The 25,900-nt window shown below is 45.4% G+C and carries 22 protein-coding genes; 11 read left to right on the forward strand and 11 right to left on the reverse strand.

The features are described 5' to 3' along the window. The first annotated feature begins 10 nt into the window (after positions 1-10). From NIAKO_RS07240 to NIAKO_RS07250, 3 genes are read left to right on the forward strand one after another with little or no spacing between them, the layout of a single operon-like run. Positions 11-1,984: a sialate O-acetylesterase gene (locus NIAKO_RS07240; protein WP_014217759.1), complete on the forward strand. Its 1,974-nt coding sequence runs from the start codon at positions 11-13 to the stop codon at positions 1,982-1,984. A gap of 20 nt (positions 1,985-2,004) precedes the next feature. Then, positions 2,005-4,200, forward strand: a complete 2,196-nt coding sequence (locus tag NIAKO_RS07245; RefSeq protein ID WP_014217760.1) for an alpha-galactosidase — start codon at positions 2,005-2,007, stop codon at positions 4,198-4,200. 54 nt (positions 4,201-4,254) lie between these two features. Continuing rightward, a complete protein-coding gene (locus NIAKO_RS07250; protein WP_207622480.1) occupies positions 4,255-5,238 on the forward strand; it encodes a bile acid:sodium symporter family protein in 984 nt (327 codons plus the stop codon). Here NIAKO_RS07250 and ygiD read toward each other — a convergent pair. The 4 genes from ygiD to NIAKO_RS07270 form a co-directional block, all read right to left on the reverse strand. Next, complete coding sequence (gene ygiD, locus NIAKO_RS07255; protein WP_014217762.1) at positions 5,225-6,058, reverse strand: 4,5-DOPA-extradiol-dioxygenase; 834 nt, start codon at positions 6,056-6,058, stop codon at positions 5,225-5,227. The two genes, NIAKO_RS07250 and ygiD, sit on opposite strands and share 14 nt — an antisense overlap. A 48-nt stretch (positions 6,059-6,106) precedes the next feature. Continuing rightward, positions 6,107-6,685: an ester cyclase gene (locus NIAKO_RS07260; protein WP_014217763.1), complete on the reverse strand. Its 579-nt coding sequence runs from the start codon at positions 6,683-6,685 to the stop codon at positions 6,107-6,109. A 29-nt stretch (positions 6,686-6,714) separates the two neighbouring features. After that, complete coding sequence (locus NIAKO_RS07265; protein WP_014217764.1) at positions 6,715-7,377, reverse strand: NADPH-dependent F420 reductase; 663 nt, start codon at positions 7,375-7,377, stop codon at positions 6,715-6,717. A gap of 118 nt (positions 7,378-7,495) precedes the next feature. Further along, positions 7,496-8,077: a Crp/Fnr family transcriptional regulator gene (locus tag NIAKO_RS07270; protein WP_014217765.1), complete on the reverse strand. Its 582-nt coding sequence runs from the start codon at positions 8,075-8,077 to the stop codon at positions 7,496-7,498. A gap of 411 nt (positions 8,078-8,488) precedes the next feature. Here NIAKO_RS07270 and NIAKO_RS07275 point away from each other — a divergent pair, with 411 nt between their 5' ends. From NIAKO_RS07275 to NIAKO_RS07300, 6 genes are all read left to right on the forward strand, one after another. Further along, positions 8,489-10,900, forward strand: a complete 2,412-nt coding sequence (locus NIAKO_RS07275) for an ABC transporter permease (RefSeq protein WP_014217766.1) — start codon at positions 8,489-8,491, stop codon at positions 10,898-10,900. A 189-nt stretch (positions 10,901-11,089) separates the two neighbouring features. Then, the gene (locus NIAKO_RS07280; RefSeq protein ID WP_014217767.1) at positions 11,090-11,686 is read left to right on the forward strand and encodes a Crp/Fnr family transcriptional regulator; all 597 of its coding nucleotides are present in this window, start codon (positions 11,090-11,092) and stop codon (positions 11,684-11,686) included. A 92-nt stretch (positions 11,687-11,778) separates the two neighbouring features. Further along, positions 11,779-12,783, forward strand: a complete 1,005-nt coding sequence (locus NIAKO_RS07285) for a sensor histidine kinase (protein WP_014217768.1) — start codon at positions 11,779-11,781, stop codon at positions 12,781-12,783. After that, positions 12,780-13,487 (forward strand): LytR/AlgR family response regulator transcription factor, encoded by a 708-nt coding sequence (locus tag NIAKO_RS07290; protein WP_014217769.1) that lies wholly within the window; start codon positions 12,780-12,782, stop codon positions 13,485-13,487. The genes NIAKO_RS07285 and NIAKO_RS07290 overlap by 4 nt, the downstream gene beginning before the upstream one ends. 167 nt (positions 13,488-13,654) lie before the next feature. Beyond that, positions 13,655-13,906, forward strand: a complete 252-nt coding sequence (locus NIAKO_RS07295; protein WP_014217770.1) for a hypothetical protein — start codon at positions 13,655-13,657, stop codon at positions 13,904-13,906. Positions 13,907-13,984: 78 nt separating this feature from the next. Further along, positions 13,985-14,188: a hypothetical protein gene (locus NIAKO_RS07300; RefSeq protein ID WP_014217771.1), complete on the forward strand. Its 204-nt coding sequence runs from the start codon at positions 13,985-13,987 to the stop codon at positions 14,186-14,188. A 28-nt stretch (positions 14,189-14,216) separates the two neighbouring features. On the opposite strand, the gene NIAKO_RS07305 is transcribed toward NIAKO_RS07300, so the two are convergent. The 4 genes from NIAKO_RS07305 to NIAKO_RS07320 form a co-directional block, all read right to left on the reverse strand. Next, on the reverse strand, positions 14,217-15,362 hold the full coding sequence (locus NIAKO_RS07305) for a PDDEXK nuclease domain-containing protein (protein ID WP_014217772.1): 1,146 nt from the start codon (positions 15,360-15,362) through the stop codon (positions 14,217-14,219). A 92-nt stretch (positions 15,363-15,454) separates the two neighbouring features. Beyond that, on the reverse strand, positions 15,455-17,464 hold the full coding sequence (locus NIAKO_RS07310) for an OmpA family protein (protein ID WP_014217773.1): 2,010 nt from the start codon (positions 17,462-17,464) through the stop codon (positions 15,455-15,457). 9 nt (positions 17,465-17,473) lie between these two features. After that, positions 17,474-18,502 carry a PorP/SprF family type IX secretion system membrane protein gene (locus NIAKO_RS07315; RefSeq protein WP_014217774.1) on the reverse strand — a complete coding sequence of 343 codons (1,029 nt, stop codon included), beginning with the start codon at positions 18,500-18,502 and terminating at the stop codon, positions 17,474-17,476. A 30-nt stretch (positions 18,503-18,532) separates the two neighbouring features. Further along, positions 18,533-20,470 (reverse strand): T9SS type B sorting domain-containing protein, encoded by a 1,938-nt coding sequence (locus NIAKO_RS07320; RefSeq protein WP_014217775.1) that lies wholly within the window; start codon positions 20,468-20,470, stop codon positions 18,533-18,535. 461 nt (positions 20,471-20,931) lie between these two features. Here NIAKO_RS07320 and NIAKO_RS07325 point away from each other — a divergent pair, with 461 nt between their 5' ends. Both NIAKO_RS07325 and NIAKO_RS07330 read left to right on the forward strand, forming a co-directional pair. Next, positions 20,932-21,909: a T9SS type A sorting domain-containing protein gene (locus tag NIAKO_RS07325; RefSeq protein WP_014217776.1), complete on the forward strand. Its 978-nt coding sequence runs from the start codon at positions 20,932-20,934 to the stop codon at positions 21,907-21,909. Positions 21,910-21,996: 87 nt separating this feature from the next. Then, positions 21,997-22,473 carry a group II truncated hemoglobin gene (locus NIAKO_RS07330; protein ID WP_014217777.1) on the forward strand — a complete coding sequence of 159 codons (477 nt, stop codon included), beginning with the start codon at positions 21,997-21,999 and terminating at the stop codon, positions 22,471-22,473. Positions 22,474-22,475: 2 nt separating this feature from the next. Here the strand turns inward: NIAKO_RS07330 and NIAKO_RS07335 are convergent, their stop codons facing one another. The 3 genes from NIAKO_RS07335 to NIAKO_RS07345 all read right to left on the reverse strand — a co-directional run bounded on the left by NIAKO_RS07335 (position 22,476) and on the right by NIAKO_RS07345 (position 25,841). After that, positions 22,476-22,838, reverse strand: coding sequence for a helix-turn-helix domain-containing protein (locus tag NIAKO_RS07335; RefSeq protein WP_041346471.1), 363 nt, complete (start codon positions 22,836-22,838; stop codon positions 22,476-22,478). Between the two features lie 319 nt (positions 22,839-23,157). Beyond that, on the reverse strand, positions 23,158-23,793 hold the full coding sequence (locus NIAKO_RS07340; RefSeq protein WP_014217778.1) for a response regulator: 636 nt from the start codon (positions 23,791-23,793) through the stop codon (positions 23,158-23,160). Then, complete coding sequence (locus NIAKO_RS07345; RefSeq protein ID WP_014217779.1) at positions 23,790-25,841, reverse strand: tetratricopeptide repeat-containing sensor histidine kinase; 2,052 nt, start codon at positions 25,839-25,841, stop codon at positions 23,790-23,792. The genes NIAKO_RS07340 and NIAKO_RS07345 overlap by 4 nt, the downstream gene beginning before the upstream one ends. Positions 25,842-25,900: the final 59 nt, after the last annotated feature.

Below are 25,900 nucleotides of genomic sequence, written 5' to 3' on the forward strand. Positions count from 1 at the left end.
CATATTATATATGAAAAAAACGATTGCAAGTTGTTTACTAGTTACGCTTGTTACAGGTACAAAAGCCCAGCTCAAACTGCCAAAGATCTTCGGCGACAGCATGGTGCTGCAACGGAATGCGCCAGTAAGAGTATGGGGATGGGCTGCACCGGCTGAAGCAATAACGGTGCAATTTCATCAACAGCAAAAATCGGTAAAGGCCGATGCCAATGGAAACTGGGAAGCTGTACTGGCGCCGGAACAGGTGGGCGGTCCGTATGACTTACAGGTAAAAGGAAAAACAACCATCACGCTGCATGGCATTCTCATGGGTGATCTGTGGGTGTGTTCTGGTCAGTCGAATATGGAAATGCCGGTGAAGGGCTGGTCGCAGGTAGTGAATGCCGACCAGGAAATTGCAGCCGCTAATTATCCATCCATCCGGTTATTTACCGTAGAAAAAAACGTACAGGGCAAACCCGCCGATGATGTAAAAAGCGGTTCCTGGCAAACCTGCAATCCGCAAACCATTCCACCCTTTTCAGCAGTAGGTTATTTTTTTGGAAGAGCGCTGCATCAGCAATTGCATGTGCCCATTGGGTTGATTAGCTCCAACTGGGGCGGAACCGATATTGAAAGCTGGATCAGCCGGAAAGGTTTTGAAAGCGAACCTTATTACAGCTGGCTGACGGCAATAACCCCCGAAAAAAGTACGGCTGACATGACTGCCATGAGGGACCAGCAAATGCAGGCCTACCTGGCGTCGTTGCAGTTGAATAATATAGATACATCCACCATCAAACAATGGCCGTCAATTGAGCTGGACGATAACAAATGGCTTCAGATGCATGTGCCGGAAGTGTGGGAGAGCCAGTTGCCCGGACCCAAATTCGATGGCGTTATCTGGTATAGAAAAGAAATAAATATCGATGAAGCCGATGCCGGAAAACCAGCAGTGCTGCATCTGGCCATGATCGACGATAATGACGTTACTTACGTAAATGGCGTTCCCGTAGGCGCCATACAGGGCTATAATGTAAAGCGGGTGTACAACGTGGCCGGTTCAATTTTAAAGAAAGGGAAGAATGTGATCGCTGTGCGGGTAACGGATACCGGCGGTGGCGGCGGCATTTATGGTGAAAAAGAAGATTGCGTGCTGGCGATCGATGGAAAAAAAATTGCGCTGGATGGCCAGTGGAAGTTCTGCATTGAGTCCATGCAAACAAGTACCGGTATTGGCCCTAATGATTATCCAAGTGTGTTGTACAATGGTATGATCAGTCCTATTATAAAGCTGGCCATTAAAGGCGCCATCTGGTACCAGGGCGAAAATAACGCCGGTCGCGCTTATGAATATCGCAAAGCCATGCCATTATTGATTAACGACTGGCGGATGCGCTGGAAACAACCCGCCATGCCATTTTATTTTGTACAGCTCACCAGTTTTAATAGCGCCAACGGGAATAGTAACAAGGGAAGCAACTGGGCGGAATTACGCGAGGCGCAAACCATGGCCACAGCATTACCCAATACAGGCATGGCTGTTACGATCGATATCGGTGAACCCGGTGATATTCATCCGCATAACAAGCAGGATGTAGGCAAGCGCCTGGCCTTACTGGCATTACAACATACTTATGGAATAAAAACCATTGCCTCAGGACCTGTGTACAAAAGCATGCAGGTAAAAGGCAACAGTGTTACCCTTCAATTTACAAACACCGATAAAGGGTTGACCGGTTCCGGCAATGACATAACCGGATTTGAAGTGGCCGGCGCCGATCAGCATTTTTATCCGGCCAAGGCAACCATTGCCGGTACAACTGTAACGGTATCTGCACCGGAAGTATCCACGCCGGTAGCGGTACGATATGCCTGGGCCGATGATGATAGCAAAGCCACCCTGTTTAACACAGCTGGTTTGCCTGCAGCGCCTTTCCGCACCGACAACTGGAAATCAATTACCGAAGGAAAAAAATATACGCCACCACTTACGCAACAATAAACAATTATTTAATCTGTAACATGCAAAAGAATACGCGCGGTTTGATAGGGATTGCAGCCATTACCTTATTATCCTTTTTACAGCAAGATGTATTTTCTCAAAAGGTAACCATACCTATAGAAACACAGCATAACGCGTTGGTATTGCAAACAAATGCCACTAATAATCTCGGTATTATTTACCTGGGGCCAAAACTGAGCGATAAAATTGAATACGAAGCCATCCCGGCTGCGTACAAACAAACTACCGATTACACCGGGGTTGCCAATGCAGCCTATGCCACATCGGGTTCGCGCAATTTGTTTGAGCCTGCCATTACGGTAACCCATGCAGATGGCAATAACTCGCTCGATCTGCAATATGTATCGTATGAAACAAAAAAGCTGGACGATAATACTTCTCTGCTTACCATAGTATTGAAAGATCCTGTGTATGAGTTGGAAGTGAAATTGTTTTATAAAACCTGGTATAATGAAGATGTGACCGAACAGTGGACCGAAATAAAAAACAACGAGAAAGGCAATGTGGTGTTGCAGAAATATGCTTCGGCAGGTTTGTACCTGAAGGCAGATAACTTTTACCTGCGTCAATACCATGGCGACTGGGCCAAGGAAATGCAACCGGAAGAAAGCCGGATAACGCATGGCATAAAAACCCTCGATTCAAAACTGGGTACCCGCGCCGATCTGTTTCAGCCACCGGTTTTTATGGTGTCGCTGAACAAACCGGCTACCGAAGATGAAGGTTCGGTATTATATGGGGCGCTGGAATGGAGCGGTAATTTCAAGATAGACCTGGAGCTCGATAACCAGGATAACCTGCGCATTATTGCCGGGGTAAACAACCATGCATCACCCTATACTTTAAAACCCGGCGAAGTGCTGACCACACCTGCGTTTTTATCGGTTTTGTCGCACAAGGGCAAAGGCGAAGCAAGCCGCCAGTTGCAAGCCTGGGCGCGTAACTACAAACTGCTGGATGGCAAAGGCACGCGGCTTACATTGTTGAACAACTGGGAAAGCACCTATTTTGATTTTAACGAAACGAAATTAAAGGCGCTGTTAAAAGATACCAAAGAACTGGGGGTTGACCTGTTCCTGCTCGATGATGGCTGGTTCGCCAATAAATATCCGCGTAACGATGATCATGCAGGTTTGGGCGACTGGCAGGAAAATAAATCGAAACTTCCCAATGGCATTGCTACGCTGGTTTCCGAAGGCCAGCATAATGGGGTGCGGTTTGGTATTTGGGTGGAGCCCGAAATGGTGAACCCTAAAAGTGAATTGTATGAGAAACATCCTGACTGGGTAGTAAGGCAACCCAAACGGCCTGAATATTATTTCAGGAACCAGTTGGTGCTCGATCTTACCAATCCGCAGGTGCAGGATTTTGTATTTAATGTGATCGACAACCTGTTTACTAAAAACCCGAACCTGGCGTACATAAAATGGGATTGTAATGCGGTTGTATACAATGCCTACTCGGCCCATTTAACCAATCAATCCCATTTCTATTTACAATATGTACAGGGTTTATACAGTGTATTGCAAAGGATCAGGAAGAAATATCCCACTGTGCCTATGATGTTGTGCTCGGGTGGCGGCGGACGTGTTGATTATGGCGCGCTGCAATACTTTACCGAGTTCTGGCCAAGTGACAATACCGATCCGCTGGAACGCATTTTTATGCAATGGGAGTATTCTTATTTTTATCCCGCCATCAGTTCATCCAATCACGTGACCGACTGGGGCAAGCAACCCCTCAAGTACCGTACAGATGTTGCCATGATGGGTAAACTGGGTTTTGATATTGTGGTGAGCAAACTGAATGCAAGCGATCTGGAATTCTGCCGGTATGCGATAAAAAATTATGATGCATTCAAGTATGTGATCCTGCAGGGCGATCAATACCGGTTACAGGACCCCCGGGATAATGCCGTAGCCGCCATGATGTATCTGAATCCCGATAAAAGATCGGGTATTGTATTCAATTACCTGGTAAATAACCGCTACGATGAAGGCAGTGCACGGCCTATTAAGATGAAAGGGCTCGATCCCCGGCAACGATACCGGTTAACAGAGCTGAACCTGTATCCCGGTACCACTTCAACCATTGCCGATAAAAGCTATACCGGCGAATTCCTGATGACGGTTGGGTACAATCCTGATGTAAAAGCCAGCCGGACAAGTGTAGTTTTGCTGGTTAAGGCGGAGTGATGATAAAACTTCCGGTTGTATCTTGCAGCTAATATGGAAAATAAAGTGGCAAAGGTGTTAGCTCGATTTGGTTTGGATTGGTTTATCCTATCGCTGATTGGAATGATTATGCTGGCCTCGCAATTTCCCGGACCGGGTATTGCAAAGGGGGCTTTTTCTATATCTTCTTTAGCCAACCTGGGTATTTCATTTATCTTTTTCTTCTATGGGTTGAAACTAAACCGGAAGAAACTGGTAGCAGGGTTAAGCAACTGGCGTTTGCATATACTGGTGCAGGCAGGAACATTTATCCTGTTTCCCGTATTGCTGTTACTGCTTCGGCCCTGGCTCGATCACGGAAATACCCAGGTGTTATGGCTGGGCAGTTTTTTCCTGGCAGCATTGCCTTCTACAGTTTCCTCCTCAGTGGTGATGGTTTCCATTGCCAATGGCAATATTCCTGCTGCAATTTTCAATGCGAGTATTTCGAGCCTGATGGGCATTTTTATTACGCCGGCATGGATGGCTATAGTAACAGGTGGGCAGCAAAATCACCTCGATATGAGTGATGTGGTCGTCAAATTGTTGCTGCAAATACTGTTGCCCGTGGTAGCCGGCTTATTGTTGAATCCAACCCGGCTGGGACAGGTTGCTGAGAAATACAACAAACAATTAAAGTACTTCGATCAGATTGTTATTCTCTCCATCGTGTATACTGCCTTCAGTGATTCATTTGATAAACACATGTTCAGCAACCTGGGTATAGGAGAGTTATTTATCCTGGGCGCCTGTGTGCTGGCCTTGTTCTTTATGGTGTATTTTATTATGAACAACATTGCCCGCCTGCTTCTTTTTAACCGGGAAGACAGGATCACGGCTACCTTCTGCGGTTCCAAAAAATCGCTTATCCATGGAACTGTAATGGCGAAAGTGATCTTTATGAACAGTCCGCTTATTGGTATATTGTTATTGCCTATCATGTTGTACCATGCCCTGCAACTGATCTCCGTAAGTGTGATTGCACAGGGGATGGCCCGTAAGCATACTAGCCCAGCTTAACCGAAGTCATGGTAAGCGAACCACCAACTGCTTTGTCGTTGAAGAAAGCTACATTGTCTTTCGATCCTTTCAAACCCAGCGTGTACAACAAGGGCAGGTAATGTTCCGGGGTGGGAATGGCCAACTGTGCGTCTCTGCCCAGTTCGCTAAAATTGATCAATGGTTTATGATTACCATCCTGGATCAATGATTTGAATTTATTGTTGAGGTTGATCGCCCAATCGTAGCCATAATTTTCGTCGTTCAGTTTATCCCAGGCTACCATGCGCAGGTTGTGCACCATGTTGCCGCTACCGATGATCAATACACCTTTTTTGCGCAGGCTATACAATTCTTTCGCCAGGTCATAATGGTATTGTGCTCCTTTTGAATAGTCGATGCTTAGTTGTAACACCGGGATCTTTGCATCGGGATACATATGGCGCACTACCGTCCAGGTACCATGGTCAAGGCCCCAGTCGTGGTTTAATTCAACCTGGGAGCTGGTTATTAAGGACGCTGTTTCCTTTGCCAGTTCCGGATTACCCGGCGCCGGATATTGTACATCGAATAGCTCTTTAGGAAAACCACCGAAATCGTGGATCGTTGGTGGAAAATCCATGGCTGTTATTTTTGTGCCTTTGGTGAACCAGTGGGCCGAGACCACCAACACCGCCGCCGGTGTTGGGATCTCTTTAGCCATTTGCGTCCATCGGCGACTGAATTCCGTATCCTCAATTCCGTTCATGGGCGAACCGTGCCCCACAAACAACACCGGCATTAGTTGTTCCTGTTCAGGTAAACTATTGGTGAAACTGTTAAATGCTGAAAGTGTTGTCATACCTATCGCTCCTTTTATAATATTTTGTATGAAATGTTTTCTTTCCATTTATTGTAACCCTATTTGTTTGGCATAGGTGGCATTATCCCAGAAAAGATGTTCTTCTATCATTACCCCGTTTTTCCAGATCCCAACAGTGGCCATTGGCATTTTAAAAGCCTTACCGGTTGGCTGAATGAATTTGCCGTTGCCAACAGGCATAGGTTTGGTAAAAGTACCTTCAAAAACGCCGGTTACCAAGGTATAATTGCCCGAGCCAAATTTTATGGGATGTTCCTTGATGCGGGTATCGGGCGCATGTACAAACAATTTCTTCAGGTCCTCTATGTGCACGTCAATACCCTGGGCCATGTGACCATCGGGCCAGAATACTTTTATATCCGGCGCATGGCTTTCTTTCAGGCGGTCCCATTTTTGATTGCTGAACACATCAAAATCCAGTTCGTCGAATTTGGTGATGTGACTGGCAATGGTATCGTTCGCTGCGGCCAGGTCCAATGCGATCTTCTTCAGGCTGTCTATATTAACCGTTGAATTAACGGCTGCAGCCGGGTTTTGTTGGCAACCTTCACTAACAAACAGGATAGTAACTATAGCTATTGTCATTGCAATACTTATCTTTTTCATGTGTTACTTTTTAAGTGGTTATGTGATAATTAGTTATGTAATACTTTCCAACCGGCCACCCAGTTATAATTGTATTTCATGGTTAACTGAATAAGCAATACGGTCATGTTTTCCAGTGTACGGCTTACTGCCAGGTCACCGGCAATGATGGGATTAAACCCTGCGGTTTGAACCAGTTCGGCAACTGTTTGCAAGGCACCGGCATCACTGCCAGCAATAAAAGCATCTGCCTGCTGACCGGCAATAACCGGTGTGGCGAAGTCTGAGGCGAATACGGTATTAAAAGCCTTGATCACTTTTGAATTCGGTAATAGTTTTTGTAATTCTTCACCGGCACTGGTGTCGGAAGCAGTAATCAGTCCACTATAAGTTTCATTCAACGGGTTGGAAATACTGATCACGATTTTCTGGTTGGCTACGTCTTTTATTTTTGCCGCAATTTCTTTCTCAGCAGGATAGGGCACTGCCAGGATAATGATGTCTGCTTCCCAGGAAGCGTTGATGGGGCAGGCAATGGCTTCGGCTTCAGCGGATGGGTTGTTCTTCTTAATATCATCCACCAGGGCTTGTACTTTGTCTTCATGCTGGGCAAAAAGTAGCAGCCGGTTGTTGCTTTTGGATAATGATTTAGCAATGCCGGAACCCATGTTACCAGTAGCGCCTATAATGGCAATAGTTTGTTTTGTGCTCATGATTGTTTGATTTTGATAACACAAAACTACAATGAGGAGCTGCCTGGCTCCAATGCTTCTGCGCAAGAAATAGCATTGCTTTTGGACAAGGTCAACCATTGATTTTTGTCAACGGTTTTTATTTGCGGTTGCTGATGCGGCTACGGACGCGGCTTAAGGTTTCGGCCGAAAGGCCCATAAAAGAAGCGATCATATGCTGGGGTACGCGTTGAAAAAGGGTGGGGTACATTTGGGTAAATGCCAGGTAGCGTTCTTCCAGGGGCAGACTGATCATAAACGTTGTTCTGCGCTGAAGGGCCATATAGGCATCGGTCATCAGGATGCGGAAATACGTTTCGTATTTAGGCATGGTTTGCATCAATTCATCGTGGGCCTGTTTAGTGATTACCACGAGTTCGCTGTCTTCCAGGGCATCTATATTCCAGGTGGCGGGCTCTGCCTTGATAAAGCTCGACAGATCGCCCAGCGTCCAGCCTTCGAGTGCAAACGCTGTTATATGTTCTTCACCGCTTTCGTCGAGTACATAGGCCCGTAAGGCGCCTTTTTCTACAACACAAATGCTTTTACATACATCACCCTCCTGGAGGAAGTATTGTTTTCGGCGCAGCTTTTTAGGGGTAAGGTATTGTTTTACGAGCGCTTCTTCCTCAGTAGTAAGGGCTACTTTTTCATTGAATTTGCGGAAGAATAACTCGTACATGGGTGGTTATGTTGATGATTTAACGCGAAGATACCCAATTGCCGGCTTGCAACGAAGCATTTCCGGATTGTAATGAACCGGGTTTGCCTGTTATTTCATCGTTGCAGCCTGTTATGATGTCATTGCGGCTGATACAACAAAATATCAGCTTGCAACGATCAAATTACGAGGAATCTTTTGCTATCATAAATATGGAACTTATTTTCCCAAATTGAAAATGGCATTTTACACTTCGGAAAGATTGCCCTTTTCCGAATATACAATTGTTGAATAAGGATCATACCACTGTATCATTACCGTACACCCACCGCCCGGAATTGAACACCGGCAGCCCGCTATGGCCCATGTGTTACAAGGAGAACACGAATGGCACAAGGCTTGTGAATTTACCAGCTACTAAATCAGCCTGTCATGTTCCGTCACTACTTCCAGATCGCCTGGCGCAATTTGATGAAAAGAAAATTCTATACGTTAATTAACGTAACCGGACTGGCCATTGGCATGACGTGTTGCCTGCTGATTAGCGTATACCTGTATCACGAAAATTCATACGACCGATACCATACCAAACGAGACAGGATCTACCGCGTGGTGCAAACTTTTCGCCATGTAGAACCGGGCGCAAAACTGGCAGCAGCTACCCCGCAGGATTACCAGGTATGGGGTTGTGCGCCGCTGGGACCTGCCCTGCAGGCCGATTTCCCGGAAATTGAAAAGGTGGTGCAGTTTATGAGCCCAAACAGCTTCCTGCTGCAAAATGGCGATAAACGCGTACAACAGGATAACGTGCTGTTTATGGATTCTACCGCGTTTGACGTTTTCAGTTGGAAAATGATCTATGGGAATCCGCATACCGCGCTGACCGCTCCCTTTAGTATTGTGTTGACCAGATCAGTGGCGCAGAAATTCTTTGGTAATAAAAATCCGGTAGGACAGCCATTGAAGGTAGATAACCAGACCAACGTGATGGTTACCGGGGTTATGGAAGACCTGCCGCCCAACTCGCAGTTCACTTTCAACGGACTGATGTCGATGACAACCATGCACAAGTTTCGCGAGGAGGTTTTTGGCTGGTGGGGCTATGTTGATTTTTATACCTACCTGTTGTTAAAAGAAAATACCGATATAAAGTCATTGCAGGCAAAGGCCGATCAGTTTGTAAAAAGACGTAATCCGGATGATAAAGGCTATGCGATCAAATTTGAAAAAATGACCGATGCCTACCTGCATTCATTAGCAACCCGTCAGCCTGGGCCTACAGGCAGTATGCTGAATGTATACCTGTTTTTGTGCATTGCGATTTTTATTATGCTGATCGCCTGTATCAATTTTATGAACCTGTCAACCGCCCGTTCGCTGGAAAGAGCAAAAGAGGTGGGCGTTCGCAAGGTGCTGGGCGTACGGCCAATGAGCCTCATGTGGCAATTCCTTTTTGAATCTATCTTGTTATCATTAGCCGCTGCTGTTATTGCGATTGTGCTGGCAAAACCAGGCATTGCATTGATCGAGAAACTATCAGGGAAAGAAATTGCCTATGTAAATTTCTTTAATCCCTGGTTGTTTATTGCAATGGCTGGCTTTGCGGTGGTAGTTGGTATAGGCGCGGGTATTTACCCCGCCTGGTTCCTGTCCGGGTTCAGGGCAATCACGGTACTAAAAGGAAAATTCAATCCGGCCAGTGGGAGTGTATCGCTGCGCAAGGCGCTGGTTGTTTTTCAATTTACCTTATCAATTGCGCTGATTGCAGGCACCATCATAGTGTTCAATCAATTGAAATATGTGAATCGCCACGATCTTGGTTTTCAGAAAGATCAAATGCTGATCATCAACTTTGAAGGCGATAATAAAGTGCAGAAAAATATTGAAGCTATTAAAAAGGCCATTGCCGATCAGCCCGGTGTTGTTGCCGTGGCTGCCTCGCGTGCCGTACCCGGTGAATTTTTGCCGAATGCAGGTACAGGAATCCAGGCACCCGATGGACAAATTGCTTTTCAAGGACCGCTTATTTATGAAATAGATTTCGACTTCATTCCGGTTTATCATATTCCATTGATAGCAGGCCGCGCTTATGAGCGATCGCACCTCACCGATAGTGCACAGGGGATGATCATTAATGAAGCAGCAGCAAAACTGTTTGGCTATACCAATCCTGCCGATGCGGTGGGAAAAAAGTTTGAACAATGGGGCAGAAAAGGGTACATCGTAGGCGTGGTAAAAGATTTCAATTTCCGGTCGTTGCACCAGGCGGTTGAACCGCTTACTTTACGCTATGGTTATCCTAATGATCTCAATCGCATTTCAGTGGCTATTAAAGGGGAGAACATTCCTGCTACGCTGGCGCATATAAAAACTACCTGGGACAACATGGCGCCGCAGCGTCCGTTTATGTATCATTTCCTCGATGAATCGTTCAACGAACAATACCAGGCCGATCAGCATTTCGGGCAACTGTTCACCTTTTTCTCCTGCCTGGCCATTTGTATTGCCTGTTTGGGCTTATTAGGGCTGTCCACTTTTATGGCGCAACAGCGGGTAAAAGAAATTGGCGTTCGCAAAGTGCTGGGGTCATCGGTAAGCGGCATCGTAGTATTGTTGTCGAAAGATTTTATCAAACTCGTGCTTCTTGCTATAATGATTGCCGTGCCGCTTTGTACCTGGGCCATGAACGAATGGCTGAAAGATTTTGCCTACCGTGTTTCCATCGGGCCAATAGTATTCATTGAAGCTGGCATAATTACGGTGGGTGTTGCTTTGCTTACGATAGCGTGGCAGTCGGTAAAGGCAGCCCGGGTAAATCCGGTGCAGTCGTTGAGGAATGAGTAGTGGGTTATCTGGAAACGACGATAGAGCATCCTTAGAAAGGAAAAAGGGGCGATAAATGGGTAAATTCCTTGCTGCATTATTACTGGAATTTCAGCACTTTATTGTTAAATAATTGTTATCAACTGTCCTGCTGCTGAAATTTTTTTGCATACGTTTGCACAAGTTCAAATTTCCCTGTAAAATTGCGACATGTCTAAGGTAGCAGAAATGGGCTTGTACAACTACCTCGTATCAAAGAATATCCCGGGGGTAAAGGAAAAAAGTGCTTTTCATACATTACGAAAAGGAACCTGGTTGTACGGGGCGCCTCAGCGTTTTACCGACATTTATGAGATCATCAGCGGTGCTGTGAAACTGGGCCGGTTATCGCCCAAGGGAAAGGAATGCGTGTATGAAATCGTAACCCAGGGTGAATTTTTTGGCAACCTGGCCTTTCTGCCCGATGCTCCCTTCAATGAATTCAGCAAAACATTAACTGCAACCGAAATACGTTCCTACGATCTTAGTTTTTTAAAACATTTGATGACGCATGATCCCGAAGTGGCAGAGTTGTTCTATGGCAAGATCGTTGAACGCTGGAACAAAACGGAATCCCTTCTTTTTTATATCCGCTCTTACGAACCAAGAAAGCGTATCGAAATGCTGCAGGAAGCCATGCATAAAAAGATCATGACTGCAGTGAACAGAGAAGTTTACCTGGACAAGATTATTTCTTTACAGGATATGGCCGACCTCACGGCAACCACCCGTCAACTCGTGGCTGATACTTTACATTCTGAACTGTGAAGCCGTAATAAAAGAGTCGTTTTTCATCTACCCATTTTCTCCTTTTGTCTACGCATGCTTGTGTTAAACAGTAATACTGCTTAATTTCATGCATGAAACCGGCACAACGGACTATTTCTCCCAAATGGATCCATGCGGCAGTCTGGATCTTGCTGTTAGGTATACCCGGCATTATGTTTTGGGATACGTCCTTTTTTGGGTTGCCGGCTGCCTTTTACTTATTAACTACGCTTTATCACATCGGGCTTTTTTACTTCAATGCATTTTACCTGTATCCCAAACTGCTGAACAAAAGAACCTGGTGGTTGTATCTTATCTGTCTGGTTGCGATCGTTTGTCTTTCCGGTTTTGCCAAGGTTTTCCTGTTACACCTGCTGCAACCGGGCTTTCAGTACACTACTTTTAACCGGCGAGTGATCTTTTTTCCATTAGTCCCCTTTTTATTTGCCAGTATTATTTACCGGCTGGTATATGAACGGATCCGTTTTGAAAGAATGGAAAAAGAAGCGCGGGCACAACGGCTCGATGCCGAGTTGAAATTATTACGCTCGCAGGTGAGCCCGCATTTTTTATTCAATATGCTTACCAATATGGTTTCCATGGCCCGCCTGCAATCGAACCTGTTGGAACCATCGTTGATCAGGCTGTCGGATTTGTTACGTTACATGTTGTATGAAAGCAATGAGGAGAAAATTGCCATTGGCAAAGAAATAGAGCAAATAGAGAATTATGTGTCCTTGCAGCAATTGCGGTTTGGGGAAGATGTGGCCATTTCTCTGAGCATTCAAAACGACTATCCCGAGGGAATGATAGAACCCATGTTGCTGGTGCCATTTATTGAGAATGCATTTAAACATGGGATTGGTATGGTAAAGGACCCGTTTATACAAATTTCCCTTACGGTAAAGGAGCAACAACTCGACTTTAGGGTGGTGAATAATTATAATCCGGCCAACCAGTCAAAAGACCGGCATTCGGGCATTGGCCTGAACAATGTAAAAAGCCGGTTGGAGTTATTATATGCCAACAATTACCAGTTGAGTATTGATAATAAGAACAATATTTATTCAGTTCATTTAAATTGTAACCTGTTATGATGCGTTGTATTGCCGTGGACGATGAAAAATGGGTGTTGGATTTACTGGTTGATAACATCAGCCGGGTGCCCTTTTTACAATTGGTGGGCCGTTGTAAAAATGCGCTGGAAGCTACTGAACTGTTGCACCGTGAAGTTGTAGACCTTATTTTCCTCGATATTCAAATGCCCGGGCTGGATGGTATTCAATTCGTGCAATCCTTGCAGCACCCGCCCATGATCATTTTTGTAACGGCGTATAAGGAGCATGCCTGGGAAGGGTTTGAACTGGCTGCTGTTGACTACCTGTTAAAACCGGTTTCGTTTGAACGCTTTTTAAAAGCCTGTAACAAAGCGCAGGAATTATTCCGCCTGCAGCAAAAAGCAACTACTCCCAAAGAGCTGCCCGCTTCTTTTTTTGTTTATGTAGAATACAACCAGGTTAAGATCAATATCAGCGAGATCGTTTATATAGAAGGGATGAAGGACTATGTGAAGATCTACCTGATTTCTGCCTCTAAACCAGTGATCACCAAAATGAGTTTAAAAGCGCTGGAAGATAAATTACTCCCATACCGGCTGGTGCGCATCCATAAATCCTACATCATTGCCGCCGATAAGGTAACCGCAGTAAAACGCGATCTCATTTGTTTGGGGTCCGTTGAATTACCCCTCAGTGAAAGTTACCGGGCTGCGGTAGAAGCGGTGATTCCCCTCAATAAGTAAACTCGTCTACACATCTTACCTGTTCCTCTACTCATCACGGGAACGGCTATATACCAGGCGTAGCTTTGTGATGAACTCTGAGCGTCCTGAGCGGAGTCGAAGGATCGAAGAGTCTGGTAAGCGTTTAGCGCTGTTGAAACGCTGTTTTTTAAATTAAATTCTATTTTATGTTCCCGTTATTCATTTTATTCCGCGTGCTGTTTATAGCCAGTATGGTATTTATCATTGGCGCCATTTTCGGCAATTTCTCTCAAAGAAGAACCCTGAGTATTTTCAGTAAGATTGCTGCCATCCTCGAAATCGTATTGTTTTTTGCTACTACCGGGTTGAGTATGCGTTTTGGCTGGAACAGATACCGGGCGCATTATTACAATGAACGTTGTGAACGATTACATGGTGACTCTACTGTAAACAGGTAAACGTTTATAGGTTCTTAAATTATTAGGTTAATGAGTAAACTAACAACTTAATAATCCAATAACTTAAAATCTTTATTCATGAAAGCATCAACCGAAAGAAAGATAATCCGATGGTTGCACATAGTACTGAGCATTCCCATTCTTGGTTACATCTACGGTCCATTAGCCACCATGCCACGCCAGGCCATGGTGGTAAAATGGATCATTTTACCGTTGGTGATTATTTCAGGTTTCTGGTTATGGAAAGGTCATTTGCTGCGCAAGCGGTTGAGGAAAGTGTAATCCAATTTGGCAACAACTTGTTGCCAAATTATAAACGGCTGATTTCCTGTTCAAATTCCTCCACTGTAGGAATATTGGGTTTTAGTTCTTCAGGAAGTGCTTCAGTTAAGATAAACTGACTTACTCCTATGGGTTTTGAAATACCCCTTAACGCATATTCCACTTCTATAGCGCCTTTGCTTTTGCAAAGCACAATACCTATACTGGCCTGGTCGGCCTCAGTTTTTAACAGATCATCTACGGCAGATAAATAAAAATTCATTTTACCGGCATGTTCCGGTTCAAATGGCGAGACTTTAAGATCGATCACCACAAAACAACGCAGCCGGATATGATAGAAGAGCAGATCGATCCAGTATTCTTTTTCGCCAATTTTCAATGGGTATTGTCTGCCAATGTAAGCAAACCCCTTTCCCAATTCCAGCAAGAACCTGGTAATATGTTCTGTTAACTGCTTTTCCAGATCAAGCTCCTTCACTTTCGTTTCAAGGGTCAGAAAACTGAAATTGTAAGGGTCCCTTAATATTTGTTCCGCAAGGATTGCCTGAGGCGTTGGCAGGGTTTCTTTAAAATTTGACATGCCCATATCTTGCCGGGCATAGAGCTTTTGCTCAATGTAGAATGACAGATTGTTCCTGCTCCAGTTTTGCTCCATGGTTTGGCGGAGGTAAAACAATGCTTCTTCCGGGGCATTTATTTTATTTAAAATGAGCAGATGGTGTCCCCATGGAATTTCTGCAACAAGCTGTCGCAGTTTTGTAAGTGATTGATCTTCTGTTGATTCCTCTTCGTTCGCAGATGTTAAAGCAGGGGGATCAGGTGTATTCCCCAATTTGGCAACAGCTTGTTGCCAAATTGGGGAACTATAAAAAAGATAAAATTGTTTGGTACACCGTAAATTCTTTGGCGAGAACCCTGACGAACCAGGGAATTCGCTTTTCAAGTCGGTGGATAATTGCTCTATTACATTAGTACCCCAGGAATAGGCTGTTTGTTTTTCAACAAGCAATTTGCCTATACTCCAATATAATTGGATCAGGGATTTGTTTACCGCTAATGCGGCCTTAGCCTGACTGCTTTTAATGCGTTGTTTTACTTCCTGTAGAAACTGTTTATACTCAGGCTGTACAATAATATCCGAACCCGGATTCGCATGGTTACTTGCTTTTGTCATAATCAGAAAGTTCTGAATAATCAATACGACTCATTCATGTAACCGAAAGATAAAAGTATTTATATATATTAGCCGATATTTGTCGGATAAGTTTACTCCTTTGTAATATTAATTAACGCCCGCCGGTTCTTGCTTCGGCCATCGGGGTTATCACGGCCATTGATCAACTCCATTTCAAGCGGGCAGCAGGCGCCGAATGATTCAAAGGTGATGCGGCTGGCGGCAATACCTTTCTGGATAAAGTATTCGGCACAGGCACGGGCACGCCGGTCAGATAGTTTGGCATTGTACTCATTGCTGCCCTTGCCATCGGTATAACCGCTGATCTGTAAGGTGGCTGTTGGTATTTCAAGAAGAACGTTGTATACAGAATCCAGTTTGCGTACCGCTTCTTTCTTCAGGTTATACATATCGAAGTCGAAATAAACGGTAACTACGTTCTCCGCCTTCAGTACAAACTTTTTCTCTATGAAGATATCTGTGTTAATATGATGATCAGTGAGTAGATCGTTGTTGTCTGTTTTTTTGATGACGATAACTGCAGCAGTATCGCGGTAGTTTTGTTTGGTTACTACCAGTTGCCGGTTGTTGAATGAGTTGTCGACACTGTCAAATACATAGTTACCGTTGATGTCTGTAGTGGCCTGGGTGGTTTTACCACCAGGAGTTGTAAGTACTACAATGGCATCGGCTATAGGCTTTTGGTTTTTTGTATCCAGCACCACACCTGTCAGTTGGTTGTGTTTGGGCAATTTGTTTATGCGGTATGTTTCCAGGCAACAGCCACTGCCTCTGTCGGAGCCAATGAGGGCGTCACCTAACAGGTTGTTTTGTTCAAGGGCATAGAAATAAATATCGTCCCGCGATGAGTTAACCGGGTAACCCATATTCGCCGGCGTGCTCCACGTGATGGTATTACCCTGAGCTGAAAACAGATCATAACCGCCCATACCAGGACGGCCATTGCTGGAGAACACCAGCGTTTTACTATTGGGGTGGTAAAATGGCGCCTGTTCATCGCCTTCGGTATTGATCGTTCGGCCGGCATTCTCGGGTTCGCCTACGCTGCCATCCTCTTTAAGCGGCGCATACCAAATGTCGAAACCGCCGGTACCGCCCGGACGGTCAGATGAAAAATACAGGTACCTGCCATCTGGCGTGCAAACGGGTTGTTTACTGCTATAGCCATTGGTGTTGATGCTGCTCACTAATTGCGGAGCCGACCAGGTTCCATTTACCTTTTTGGTAACATAGATGTTCGACACCACCCGGCCGTTTAGCTTTTGCCATTGGGTAAAATAGATACTGTTGCCATTGGCAGTGCTGTTGGCCGCGCCCTGGTTTGTCAATGGACCTGCATCTGATAATTTGAGTTGCGTTACCTGGGTTAGACTGTCGTTTTCCAATGTGGCCTTAAATAGGTGGCTGTTATTGGGATTATACCCTTTTACAAGGGGTGAATCAGTTTTTGTTTTGCTTACCAGGTATTGATTGCCCTGTAAGGGGGTAACCGCAAATGTGCCTTTTTCATAACTATCCGGTACGTTCAACTTTCTTATGTGTGCTAATACCGTGTCGGGCCGGGCCAGCTGTTTTTTGATGAATGCCAGCGTGGCCAATTCCTGATCGGCAGCATCTACAAACTGTTTATTGGTATTGGTAGCATCCAGGTATTGACGCACGTTGGCGGCTGCTTCCTCATATAACCCCAGGCTGCGTTCGCAAATGGCCGTCCAGTATAATGCGTCAATATGATCAGGACATTTTTTATAGGTGGAGTCGGCTTGCAGCCAGTAATGCGCCAGGCGATAACTTTCGGCCTGTTTGTACAAAATAGCTTCGCGGGAGATCTTTTTAGGAAGCACGTAACCTCCTTTACTTCTTTGGGAATACACGGGGAATGCCTCGCTTTTCCGGGTGTTTGCAGCCGGATTAAGCACCTGCTCATATAAGTTAGCGGCGGTATAATATTCACCGGCAGCAAAATACTGATCGGCCAGTTGCAGCGGATCTTTTGTTACCACTACCTGCTGTGCCGCACAGGGCAGCCAGCTGATGCAGGCAACCAGGAAAACTATCTTTAAAAATGAAAGCATTCGCATAATAATCAATTAAAGCCTTGCACAACGGATAAAATCAACCACATTCTTTGTGCCCGACCGTTTAATGTAAGACAGGCTCAATTCAAAGCTGTTTACATTTTTTGTCATGGAACCAAGCCTGGAGGTGTTTACATCATAGCTTACGCCTATAACAAAATTTTTATAATCAATGCCTACATAAGGCGCCACCGCGTCGTTACCGCGGTAATAACCACCTACCATAAAATCAGTAACCGCATCAACGTTTATTTGTCCGTATACCCCAACCATTGTTTCAGAAGCCGTGCCCTGGCGCATGTACATCACATGCGGAATGATCCGGGTGCGATCTGAGATGTTATAACTTACCCCGCCATGTATGGAATACCGCATGGGGATGGTATTTAATTCGGAGTTGGTGGTAGTACTGATGATGGGGTCTTTGGGTTTATTAAGATGATAGATGGAGAAACCGCCGAACGGGTTGAATTTTTTATCGGCCCCGCCATCAAAATATAATACGCCGGCGCCAATATCCGGCACGGTTGACGAAGTTCGGGCAAACGTTTCTGTGGTTGCTCTGTTAGGGTTGTAGCCGGTAATGGGCTCCCATTGATCGCCCCATTTAAATTTTGATTTATTGACCCGGCGGTTAATAATACCACCCTGCATAGCCATTACAATATGATGGTTCAGCGATGGCCCGAACTTAACCCCTGTATAGGCAAATGAAAAGGAGGAGGTAAGGTAATTAAAACCGCCATCCCCGGCAGATTGATTCAGCAGGTTTATTCCCAGGGCCACATTCTTGTTGGTGCGCGCATCGAACGATACACCCATGGTGCGATAGGGGTTGGTGACGCTGCCCCATTGGTTCCTGAAAATGGCTGAAGCCCGGTAATCGCCATCGACGCTGCCGGTAAGCGCCGGGTTCAGATACATCGGGAATGTATATTGTTGCGTAAAGTGCGGATCGGTTTGTGCAACTGTTCTGCTGACAGTTATCAGCAGCAGCCAGACCATACACCAAACGGTTTGTATAATTAATTTCTTATTCATTGTAAAGTATCGTTACAGTAATCGCATTGTCTATCGTACAAGCGTAATAGAGCCTTTCCTGTTCAACTGCCTTCCGTCTGTAGTGGTGGCCTTTAATACATACACATACACCCCAACAGGCTGAGCGCTTCCTTTGAACTTTCCGTCCCAGCCCTGTTGCTTATCGGTTATGGTAATCATTTTCTGGCCCCACTGGTTAAAGATGTGCAGTTCAAGCGTGGCGATGTAATTGCCATACACATATAAAAGATCATTCTTGCCATCATTGTTGGGCGAAAAAACATTCGGCACATAAACGTCTTTATATTTTGGCTTCACGGTTATTTTATATGATTGAGTGGCGCCCATACAACCATTCACATACGGGGTAGCTGTAATTACCCCGGAAATGGAATCATTGGTCATATTGGTAGCCGTGAACTGGGGCACAGTGCCTGAGCCGGATGCGCCCAGGCCTATATTGGTGTTGTTGTTGGTCCAGTTTATACCGGCCGGGATGTTTACCGGGAAATCATAATAAGGGATCACGTCGCCATCATACACCGTGGTGTCTTTTCTTGTACTGGAAGAAACGAAAGATGGGATTGGGTTCACCTGGTAATTAAAAGTAGTACCTACCGCGCATTGCCCGGTTGCCGGGGTAAAAGTATAGGTGCCTGAATTTTGATTGTCTACGATGGCCGGGCTCCACGTGCCATTCACGCCATTATTGCTAACACCGGGTAGAACCGGCGGCGTGGTATTTATGCAAACGGACTGGGAAGGTCCGAAGTTAAATGCTGGTGTAATAATAGGATTCACCGTTACGGTCACCGTAGTTGGTGGTGCACACGGATCGCTGGTGCTGGTAAATACATACGTTCCGCTTTTTGTATTGCTCACAACAGCCGGGCTCCAGGTGCCTGTTTGCCCAATATCCGAGGCTGTAGGTAAAACCGGCGCCTGATCACCACTGCAAATAGTTGCTTTTGAATTGGGAAAACTATTGAATACGGGTGGTATAATGGGTTTTACGGTCAATGTATAGGTAACAGGTATGGCGCACTGATTGGGATTGGGCGTAAAGGTGTAGGTACCGGAATTATTAGGGTCTACCACGGTAGGGTTCCAGCTGCCGGTGATGTTATTTTGAGAGATATTGGGCAGGGTAGGAACGCCACCACCTGTACAGACAGACGAGCTCGTACCAAATGAAAAGGTTGGGGTGATGATCGGGTTCACTGTAAGGGTAAAAGTAGTCCCGGTAAGGCAACCTGGTGGCGGGGTAGTGGGTGTAAACACATAAGTGCCCGAACGGGTAGGGTCAACCACCGCCGGACTCCAGCTCCCTGTTATGCCTTCTGTGGATGTATTGGTTAATACGGGTACAGTTCCGCTACTGCATATCACCATCCCGGTTCCAAAGGGAAACGTTACAGGAGCCTTTGGGGTTACTGTAATAGTGATGCTAACCGGATCGGCGCAGGTAACTGTTGGCGTAAACGTATAGGTACCTGTTTGGGTGTTGCTTACTATAGCCGGGCTCCAGCCTCCACTATATCCATTGCTTGAGGTGGTGGGCAGCGTTGGCGCCGGATCACCCTGGCATATGGTTGATGGCAGAAAATTGAATGTAGGAGGGTCCAGGATAGGGTCGGTGAGGGTAACGCCGCCAACATACGATACGGATGAGCCGCCGCTCGTGAATGTAAAATTGCGATAGGTGCCCTCATTTAAATTAAGAATGTTTATCTGTCCCGTTGCGTTTGATGTTACGGTGATGGGACCCTGTAATATGCCATTGTCAAAATATCTTATCTGGTAAGTGGTATTGGGAAGAAGCCCGCCAAAAGTAATTGACCCTTCAGAGCCATGACAGGTGGTAGGGTTGCCGCTTACCTGCAACGTTGGGTTTTGGGCCAGGGCATAATTACAGCAAAACGTAATTATGAGTACAATAAATAGATGCGGTAATGATAAAGGTTTCATTTTCTACGGCTACCAGGGGAAAATAGCATGGGTGAATTATCAGATCCTCAAGTCAGGGTTTTAACAGCTAATGGTATAAGCCGCATAAAAATAATAAAACCGGTGAAAGCGCCTAATGAAAGTTGATAGCTGTGCTGTTTTAGCCTATAAGTGTGTCGTTTTAGTACATAACTGCGCAATTCAGGCATATTTCCTTTGCTCCAAACAAGGGCTTTTTTCCAAATTATATAGAAAAATCCCGCGATGGGACAGTTCTCCCACCTGTTTTCGTTCGTAATACCACGTAAGTGAATTTATTTTAATCACTAAGTGTTTTTTCAATTAGCTGTATCTGAGACGATTATAGACCAGCTGGCGGTTGCTGCCGGTAAATACCATCCTCCTTTTACTCCGTGCCAGAAAACGGTATGCCGTTGGAAATACCTACTGCGAAATCAATCAACACAAAAAAAGTTTACCTTATGAAACAGATCTACTCAATTATCGCAATCCTTTTCATCTCTGTTGCTTCTGTACAGGCACGACCCGTAATTACTTTTACCAGCTGGTGGGGCAACTGGTCAGATGCATCCAACTGGGACCTGAACCGTATACCAACATATGGTGATTCTATTGTAATACCTTCCGGCAAAGGGGTGGTATTTGATAAAAACGATACCCTGGCCAATGTATATATTAAAGTAAAAGGTACGCTTGCCGTAGCGCAAAAAATGCGGTTGAGCGCTAACTCTGTGGTTGAATTAACCGGCATCATCTATTCCTGGAACGTTAACCGGAATAACGAGTTCATCTCGATAGGCGGCGTGAACAAATTCGATAAAAAAGCAAATTTATACATCTATGGACCCGGCTTTGCGGCCAGCACTTCAGGTGTTTCGCCCAATGGTTTTAATTTAAGCACACTGCCCGTATTGTTCAACAGCTTTTATGCAACAAAAAGCAATAACAACATATTGTTGAACTGGAGCACCGCGATGGAACATAACAACAAGAATTTTGAAGTGCAACGCAGCTTCGATGGCAGTACCTGGACCGTGATCGCGATTATGCTGGGTGCCGGTAATTCAGATGATATTACACAATACAGCTATACTGATAAGAATATGACTGCAGCAGTTGCTTACTATCGCATTCGCCAGGTAGACATCGATGGTAAATCTGAATACTCAACTGTAAAAACTATCCGCAGCAATGAAACAAACCCGGCTGCAAAGATCTATGCAAGTGGCAATACCGTAAATATTGAATTTAACCAGGAAATAAAAAATCCGGTAACTGTACGCATCATCGATATGAATGGCCGCGTGATGGGACAAAAAGATAATCAACAGGCTTCCTACAAGATAACAATGAGCCTGAATAACCACATTACCGGGATGTACATTGTGCAACTCAACGATAACGCAGGATATAATGAAGTGAAGAAGGTGATTCTGTAATGGGAGTTTGTTTCATATGGATCAAACTTTGCCCCCGACGTTTACAGTCGGGGGTTTTTTATTTCAGTATATTGCAAGAAAGCAAACATGAAAAACGTTCCAACCTTATTCGAATGGGCAGGCGACCAGCAAACCTTTGATGCCTTATTTAAAAATTTTTATGATAAGGTTTTAAAGGACGATCTGCTGGGCGAAGTATTCAGGAATATGTCGCCGGAGCATGTAAAACACGTGTCTCATTTTGTAGCGGAAGTGTTTGGGGGTGAAAAATTATATTCACAGGAAGGTGGCAGCCACGCAAAGATGATAGGTAAGCATATTGGTAAAATGCTTACCGAAGAAAAACGCCAGCGCTGGGTGCACCTGCTGTTACAAACCGCAGACGAAATAGGCCTGAAAAGCGATCCCGAATTTCGTTCCGCATTCGTTGGTTACCTGGAATGGGGCAGCCGCATAGCAGTGATCAATTCCCAGTTAACTGAGAACACAATGCAAAAAGCCGAGCCCATGCCCAGGTGGGGTTGGGGTGAAACCGGTGGACCGTATGTCCCGGCAGGTGAGTAGCCCTAATGCGCCATCACATCGTTCTCGTGGTCTTTTTTCCACTGGATGGGTGTTAGCCCAAACTCATTTTTGAAGGCTTTTATCAGGGCGCTTTTGTCTTTAAAGCCAGTGTCAAATGCTACTGACTTCAGCGGCCTGTCTTCCAGCAACAATATTTTTACTCTGTTCCAGAGAAAATCACAGCGGTATCTGAAGGCGCCTTTATTAAAGAGGTGCTTAAAACCCGCTTTTAATTTTTTTTCGGGAATGTCAACCATTTCTGCCAATACGGGGATGGTGTAATGTTGCTCTATCTTTTCAGTGATGATCTGGGCAGCATTGCGAACCTTCTGCAGGTCCTTTAGGGAAAGATGAACTTGATACATGGAAAAGGTTTAATTGTGCGCTAATCAGTTTTATATGTCTTGTTTGGTTTAACGCCGGAGTATTGGAAAAGTAATCGTACTAACGGTTATTGATTACGATGCAAGTGAAATTTAGGAAATATGGTTATCCCGCAGTTATGAAATCAGAAATATATTTTGACACTTACTCAGTGACAGGTAACCGAGAATTTGGACGTGTCAAATTTAAATAGCAGAAATCTTGTTGATAATTAAGCTGATGGAGTAATAAATTACGCTGTTGATAAAGAGTAAAACAGGCACCTTTATCCAAATTCAAAATATATTTTTGTTATCGCTTTTAATCTACCAGGCCGTTTTCGATCGCTTTCTTTACCAGCCCTGCGGTGTTTTTGGCATCTAGTTTTTGTAACAGGCTGCTGCGGTGATTGTCTACCGTATGCAAACTGATAAACAATTTATCGGCTATCTCCTGGTTGGTATATTCCTGGGTAATCAGTTGCAGTACTTCTTTTTCGCGGCGGGTGAGCAGCGTATTTTGTTTCTGGCTTTTGTTCCTGAACATATCGTTCACCAACTGCTGTTGAACGGCCGGAGAAAGAAATTGTCCGCCGTTATAAACAGTTTCAATAGCCTGAACAATCGTGCTGTCATCTGAGTCTTTCAGCAGGTAACCCTGGCAACCCAGTTGCAGCATTTTTTTTACCTGAACGGTAACGTCGCTGCTGGTAAGTACAATTATTTTGATGGAGGGATGTTTTTTGATCAACTGACGGGCAAGGTCAGGGCCTTCCAGGTCGGGAAGGTTCATGTCTAGCAGCATTACATCGGGCATGGAAGCAGCTACTTCTTTCAGCATGGCATTGCCGGTTGCATACACCGCTACCACGTTGATATTGGGAAAATCATCCAGGATCTTTTTCAGTCCATTGGCTACTATTGGATGATCGTCTGTAATGGCTACTTTAATTGTCATTGCTCAAAGCTGTTTTGTTTCGTTGCCGCCAGGTTCAATTCAATATATACACTTGTTCCTTCGCCCGGCGTACTTACTGTATCAATTTGTCCGTTCAATAATTTAATCCGTTCGCGAATGGTCCTGAGCCCAATGCCGTCTCTGTGACTGTCATCTGCCGGCATTCCCCGCCCATTGTCTTCCACTGTAATGCACAGTTGCGATTCGTGAAAAACGATCTGAACCAGGGCTTGCGTGGCGCCTGCATGTTTCAGAATGTTGTGGATCAACTCCTGAATAATGCGGTAAGTGGTTAGTTCCACATCACCGGGCAACCGCCTTACTTTTCCCCAGATCTCGGTATTGATCTGCAGGCTGTGCCCTTTGCGCACCCGTTCACAGAATAAAAGCGACGCTTTGGCCAGGCCTTCCTGCAGTAAGATCTCCGGCATCAGGTTATGAGCGGTTTTACGCAGATCGGCCGACGCTTCTTCCAGCATTTGCATCAGCTCTGTAAAGTCATCGTTCGTATGAGCGGTCTTGTATTTCCGCACCATGGCGCTTACCCTCGTTCGTATGGCGCCCAGGGTTCCACCAATACCGTCGTGCAGTTCCCGGGCAATGCGGCTCCGCTCTTTTTCTTCCCCGTTCACCATTGCCTGCAGACTGGCAATTTGTATTTCCTGCCGCAGGTTACGGATTTTTTCTGCTTGTAACGTCTGTTTATGGTAATTATTCCGGTAAATCAGTACGCCAATGGCCAAAATTAATATGAAACTGGCCGAAATGGCAATGATCCAGAAATTTTTCGTTTTCAGCCGGCTTTCATTCCGCTCAATGGCCAGTTCCTGCTGAGCCAGTTGTTTATCTTTATCGCTCAGCCGGTATTTTACCTCCATATCATACATCATCTCCAGCTTCTGGATGCGCTGTACACTGTCGCGGATCTGGGAGTATTGTTTGCGATGTTCATTTGCTTTTTTGTATTGGCCCAGGGCTTCATAGGCATCGGCCAGGGTTTTGTACGCATGGTCGCTGAGGTGCATGATCTGGAAACTGTTTGCCCTGGCCAGCGCCGGCTCGGTAATGGCGATGGCTTTTTTCCAGTCGTGCTGCATGGCGTACGCTTCGCCCTGAAAAATATTGGCAAAGATCACATACCTGTTCTCGCTTTGCCGCTGCACGGGGATCTCTGCAAGAGCTTTTTTATAATACTGCAGGGCTGCTTCGGGCCGTTTGTCGTCCATATAGGTTAACCCGATGTTGAGCAGGGTAGCAATGGTCATGGAAGGAGAGGCTTTCATGGCCTGGCCCAGTTGCAGGTGCCGTTCACAATAATAACGGGCCGAGTCGTTCTGCCCTATATTATTATAATATCCACCTTTATGAAAATAGATCTTCAGCAGTAGTGAGCTGTCGTTGGTAGCCAGGGCATTCCGCTCTATGTTGTTGATGCGTTGCACCACTTCCCGAATGTACAGGTCATTGTGAATGTCTTCATGGGCGTTTAGCCAGAACTGTAAGATGCTGCACAGCACGCCTATCTGGGCGCGGGGGTTCGTCACTTTGTTGTTCTCCAGTTCCCGCAGGGCGGTATAGCGGTAATACGAACAGGAATCGTACCTGTTTTGATAGTAATAGATCTCCGAAAGGGCCAGGTAAACCGAAGCGGTCAGTTCGTGGCCGCGGATGTCGTCCGGACACCAGTTCAGGGCCTGGCGGGCGTAGAAAACGGAGCTTTCTTTTTGTTCTTTATTATTATAGCAGCGGCTAATGCCAAAAAGGGTTTTAGCCATGCCGTAGTTATAGTGAAGTAACTGGCTGGCGCGCATAGCCTTGTTGTACAGCCCCAGGGCGCTGTCAATAAATTGCTCCCGCAAACCATCGGCTGTTTTAATTACCGCGTTTATGGAAATAGTGTCATTCAGACGTGTATCAGTAACTATCGTTTGGGGTTTGTTTTCAGCAACGGCTCCCTGGCCCAGGGCGTTCAATGAAAACAGGTTCATATAGCAAGACAGCAAAAGCAAGCACAAAAAGCGAACTGCAATGCTAATCTTACACCACATACATAACTTTTTTAATGAATGGTAATTTCGCTGGCAGGCAAAGTGTTCAGAATTATGGG

The organism is Niastella koreensis GR20-10 (genome assembly GCF_000246855.1).
Taxonomy (GTDB): Bacteria; Bacteroidota; Bacteroidia; order Chitinophagales; family Chitinophagaceae; genus Niastella; species Niastella koreensis.

Excerpts from the sequence above, each read along its gene's own strand:
- NIAKO_RS07240 (WP_014217759.1), top strand. The coding sequence starts at position 11 with ATGAAAAAAACGATTGCAAGTTGTTTACTAGTTACGCTTGTTACAGGT.
- NIAKO_RS07245 (WP_014217760.1), top strand. The coding sequence starts at position 2,005 with ATGCAAAAGAATACGCGCGGTTTGATAGGGATTGCAGCCATTACCTTA.
- ygiD (WP_014217762.1), bottom strand. The coding sequence starts at position 6,058 with ATGACAACACTTTCAGCATTTAACAGTTTCACCAATAGTTTACCTGAA.
- NIAKO_RS07260 (WP_014217763.1), bottom strand. The coding sequence starts at position 6,685 with ATGAAAAAGATAAGTATTGCAATGACAATAGCTATAGTTACTATCCTG.
- NIAKO_RS07265 (WP_014217764.1), bottom strand. The coding sequence starts at position 7,377 with ATGAGCACAAAACAAACTATTGCCATTATAGGCGCTACTGGTAACATG.
- NIAKO_RS07270 (WP_014217765.1), bottom strand. The coding sequence starts at position 8,077 with ATGTACGAGTTATTCTTCCGCAAATTCAATGAAAAAGTAGCCCTTACT.
- NIAKO_RS07275 (WP_014217766.1), top strand. The coding sequence starts at position 8,489 with ATGTTCCGTCACTACTTCCAGATCGCCTGGCGCAATTTGATGAAAAGA.
- NIAKO_RS07280 (WP_014217767.1), top strand. The coding sequence starts at position 11,090 with ATGTCTAAGGTAGCAGAAATGGGCTTGTACAACTACCTCGTATCAAAG.
- NIAKO_RS07285 (WP_014217768.1), top strand. The coding sequence starts at position 11,779 with ATGAAACCGGCACAACGGACTATTTCTCCCAAATGGATCCATGCGGCA.
- NIAKO_RS07290 (WP_014217769.1), top strand. The coding sequence starts at position 12,780 with ATGATGCGTTGTATTGCCGTGGACGATGAAAAATGGGTGTTGGATTTA.
- NIAKO_RS07295 (WP_014217770.1), top strand. The coding sequence starts at position 13,655 with ATGTTCCCGTTATTCATTTTATTCCGCGTGCTGTTTATAGCCAGTATG.
- NIAKO_RS07300 (WP_014217771.1), top strand. The coding sequence starts at position 13,985 with ATGAAAGCATCAACCGAAAGAAAGATAATCCGATGGTTGCACATAGTA.
- NIAKO_RS07305 (WP_014217772.1), bottom strand. The coding sequence starts at position 15,362 with ATGACAAAAGCAAGTAACCATGCGAATCCGGGTTCGGATATTATTGTA.
- NIAKO_RS07310 (WP_014217773.1), bottom strand. The coding sequence starts at position 17,464 with ATGCGAATGCTTTCATTTTTAAAGATAGTTTTCCTGGTTGCCTGCATC.
- NIAKO_RS07315 (WP_014217774.1), bottom strand. The coding sequence starts at position 18,502 with ATGAATAAGAAATTAATTATACAAACCGTTTGGTGTATGGTCTGGCTG.
- NIAKO_RS07320 (WP_014217775.1), bottom strand. The coding sequence starts at position 20,470 with ATGAAACCTTTATCATTACCGCATCTATTTATTGTACTCATAATTACG.
- NIAKO_RS07325 (WP_014217776.1), top strand. The coding sequence starts at position 20,932 with ATGAAACAGATCTACTCAATTATCGCAATCCTTTTCATCTCTGTTGCT.
- NIAKO_RS07330 (WP_014217777.1), top strand. The coding sequence starts at position 21,997 with ATGAAAAACGTTCCAACCTTATTCGAATGGGCAGGCGACCAGCAAACC.
- NIAKO_RS07335 (WP_041346471.1), bottom strand. The coding sequence starts at position 22,838 with ATGTATCAAGTTCATCTTTCCCTAAAGGACCTGCAGAAGGTTCGCAAT.
- NIAKO_RS07340 (WP_014217778.1), bottom strand. The coding sequence starts at position 23,793 with ATGACAATTAAAGTAGCCATTACAGACGATCATCCAATAGTAGCCAAT.
- NIAKO_RS07345 (WP_014217779.1), bottom strand. The coding sequence starts at position 25,841 with ATGTGGTGTAAGATTAGCATTGCAGTTCGCTTTTTGTGCTTGCTTTTG.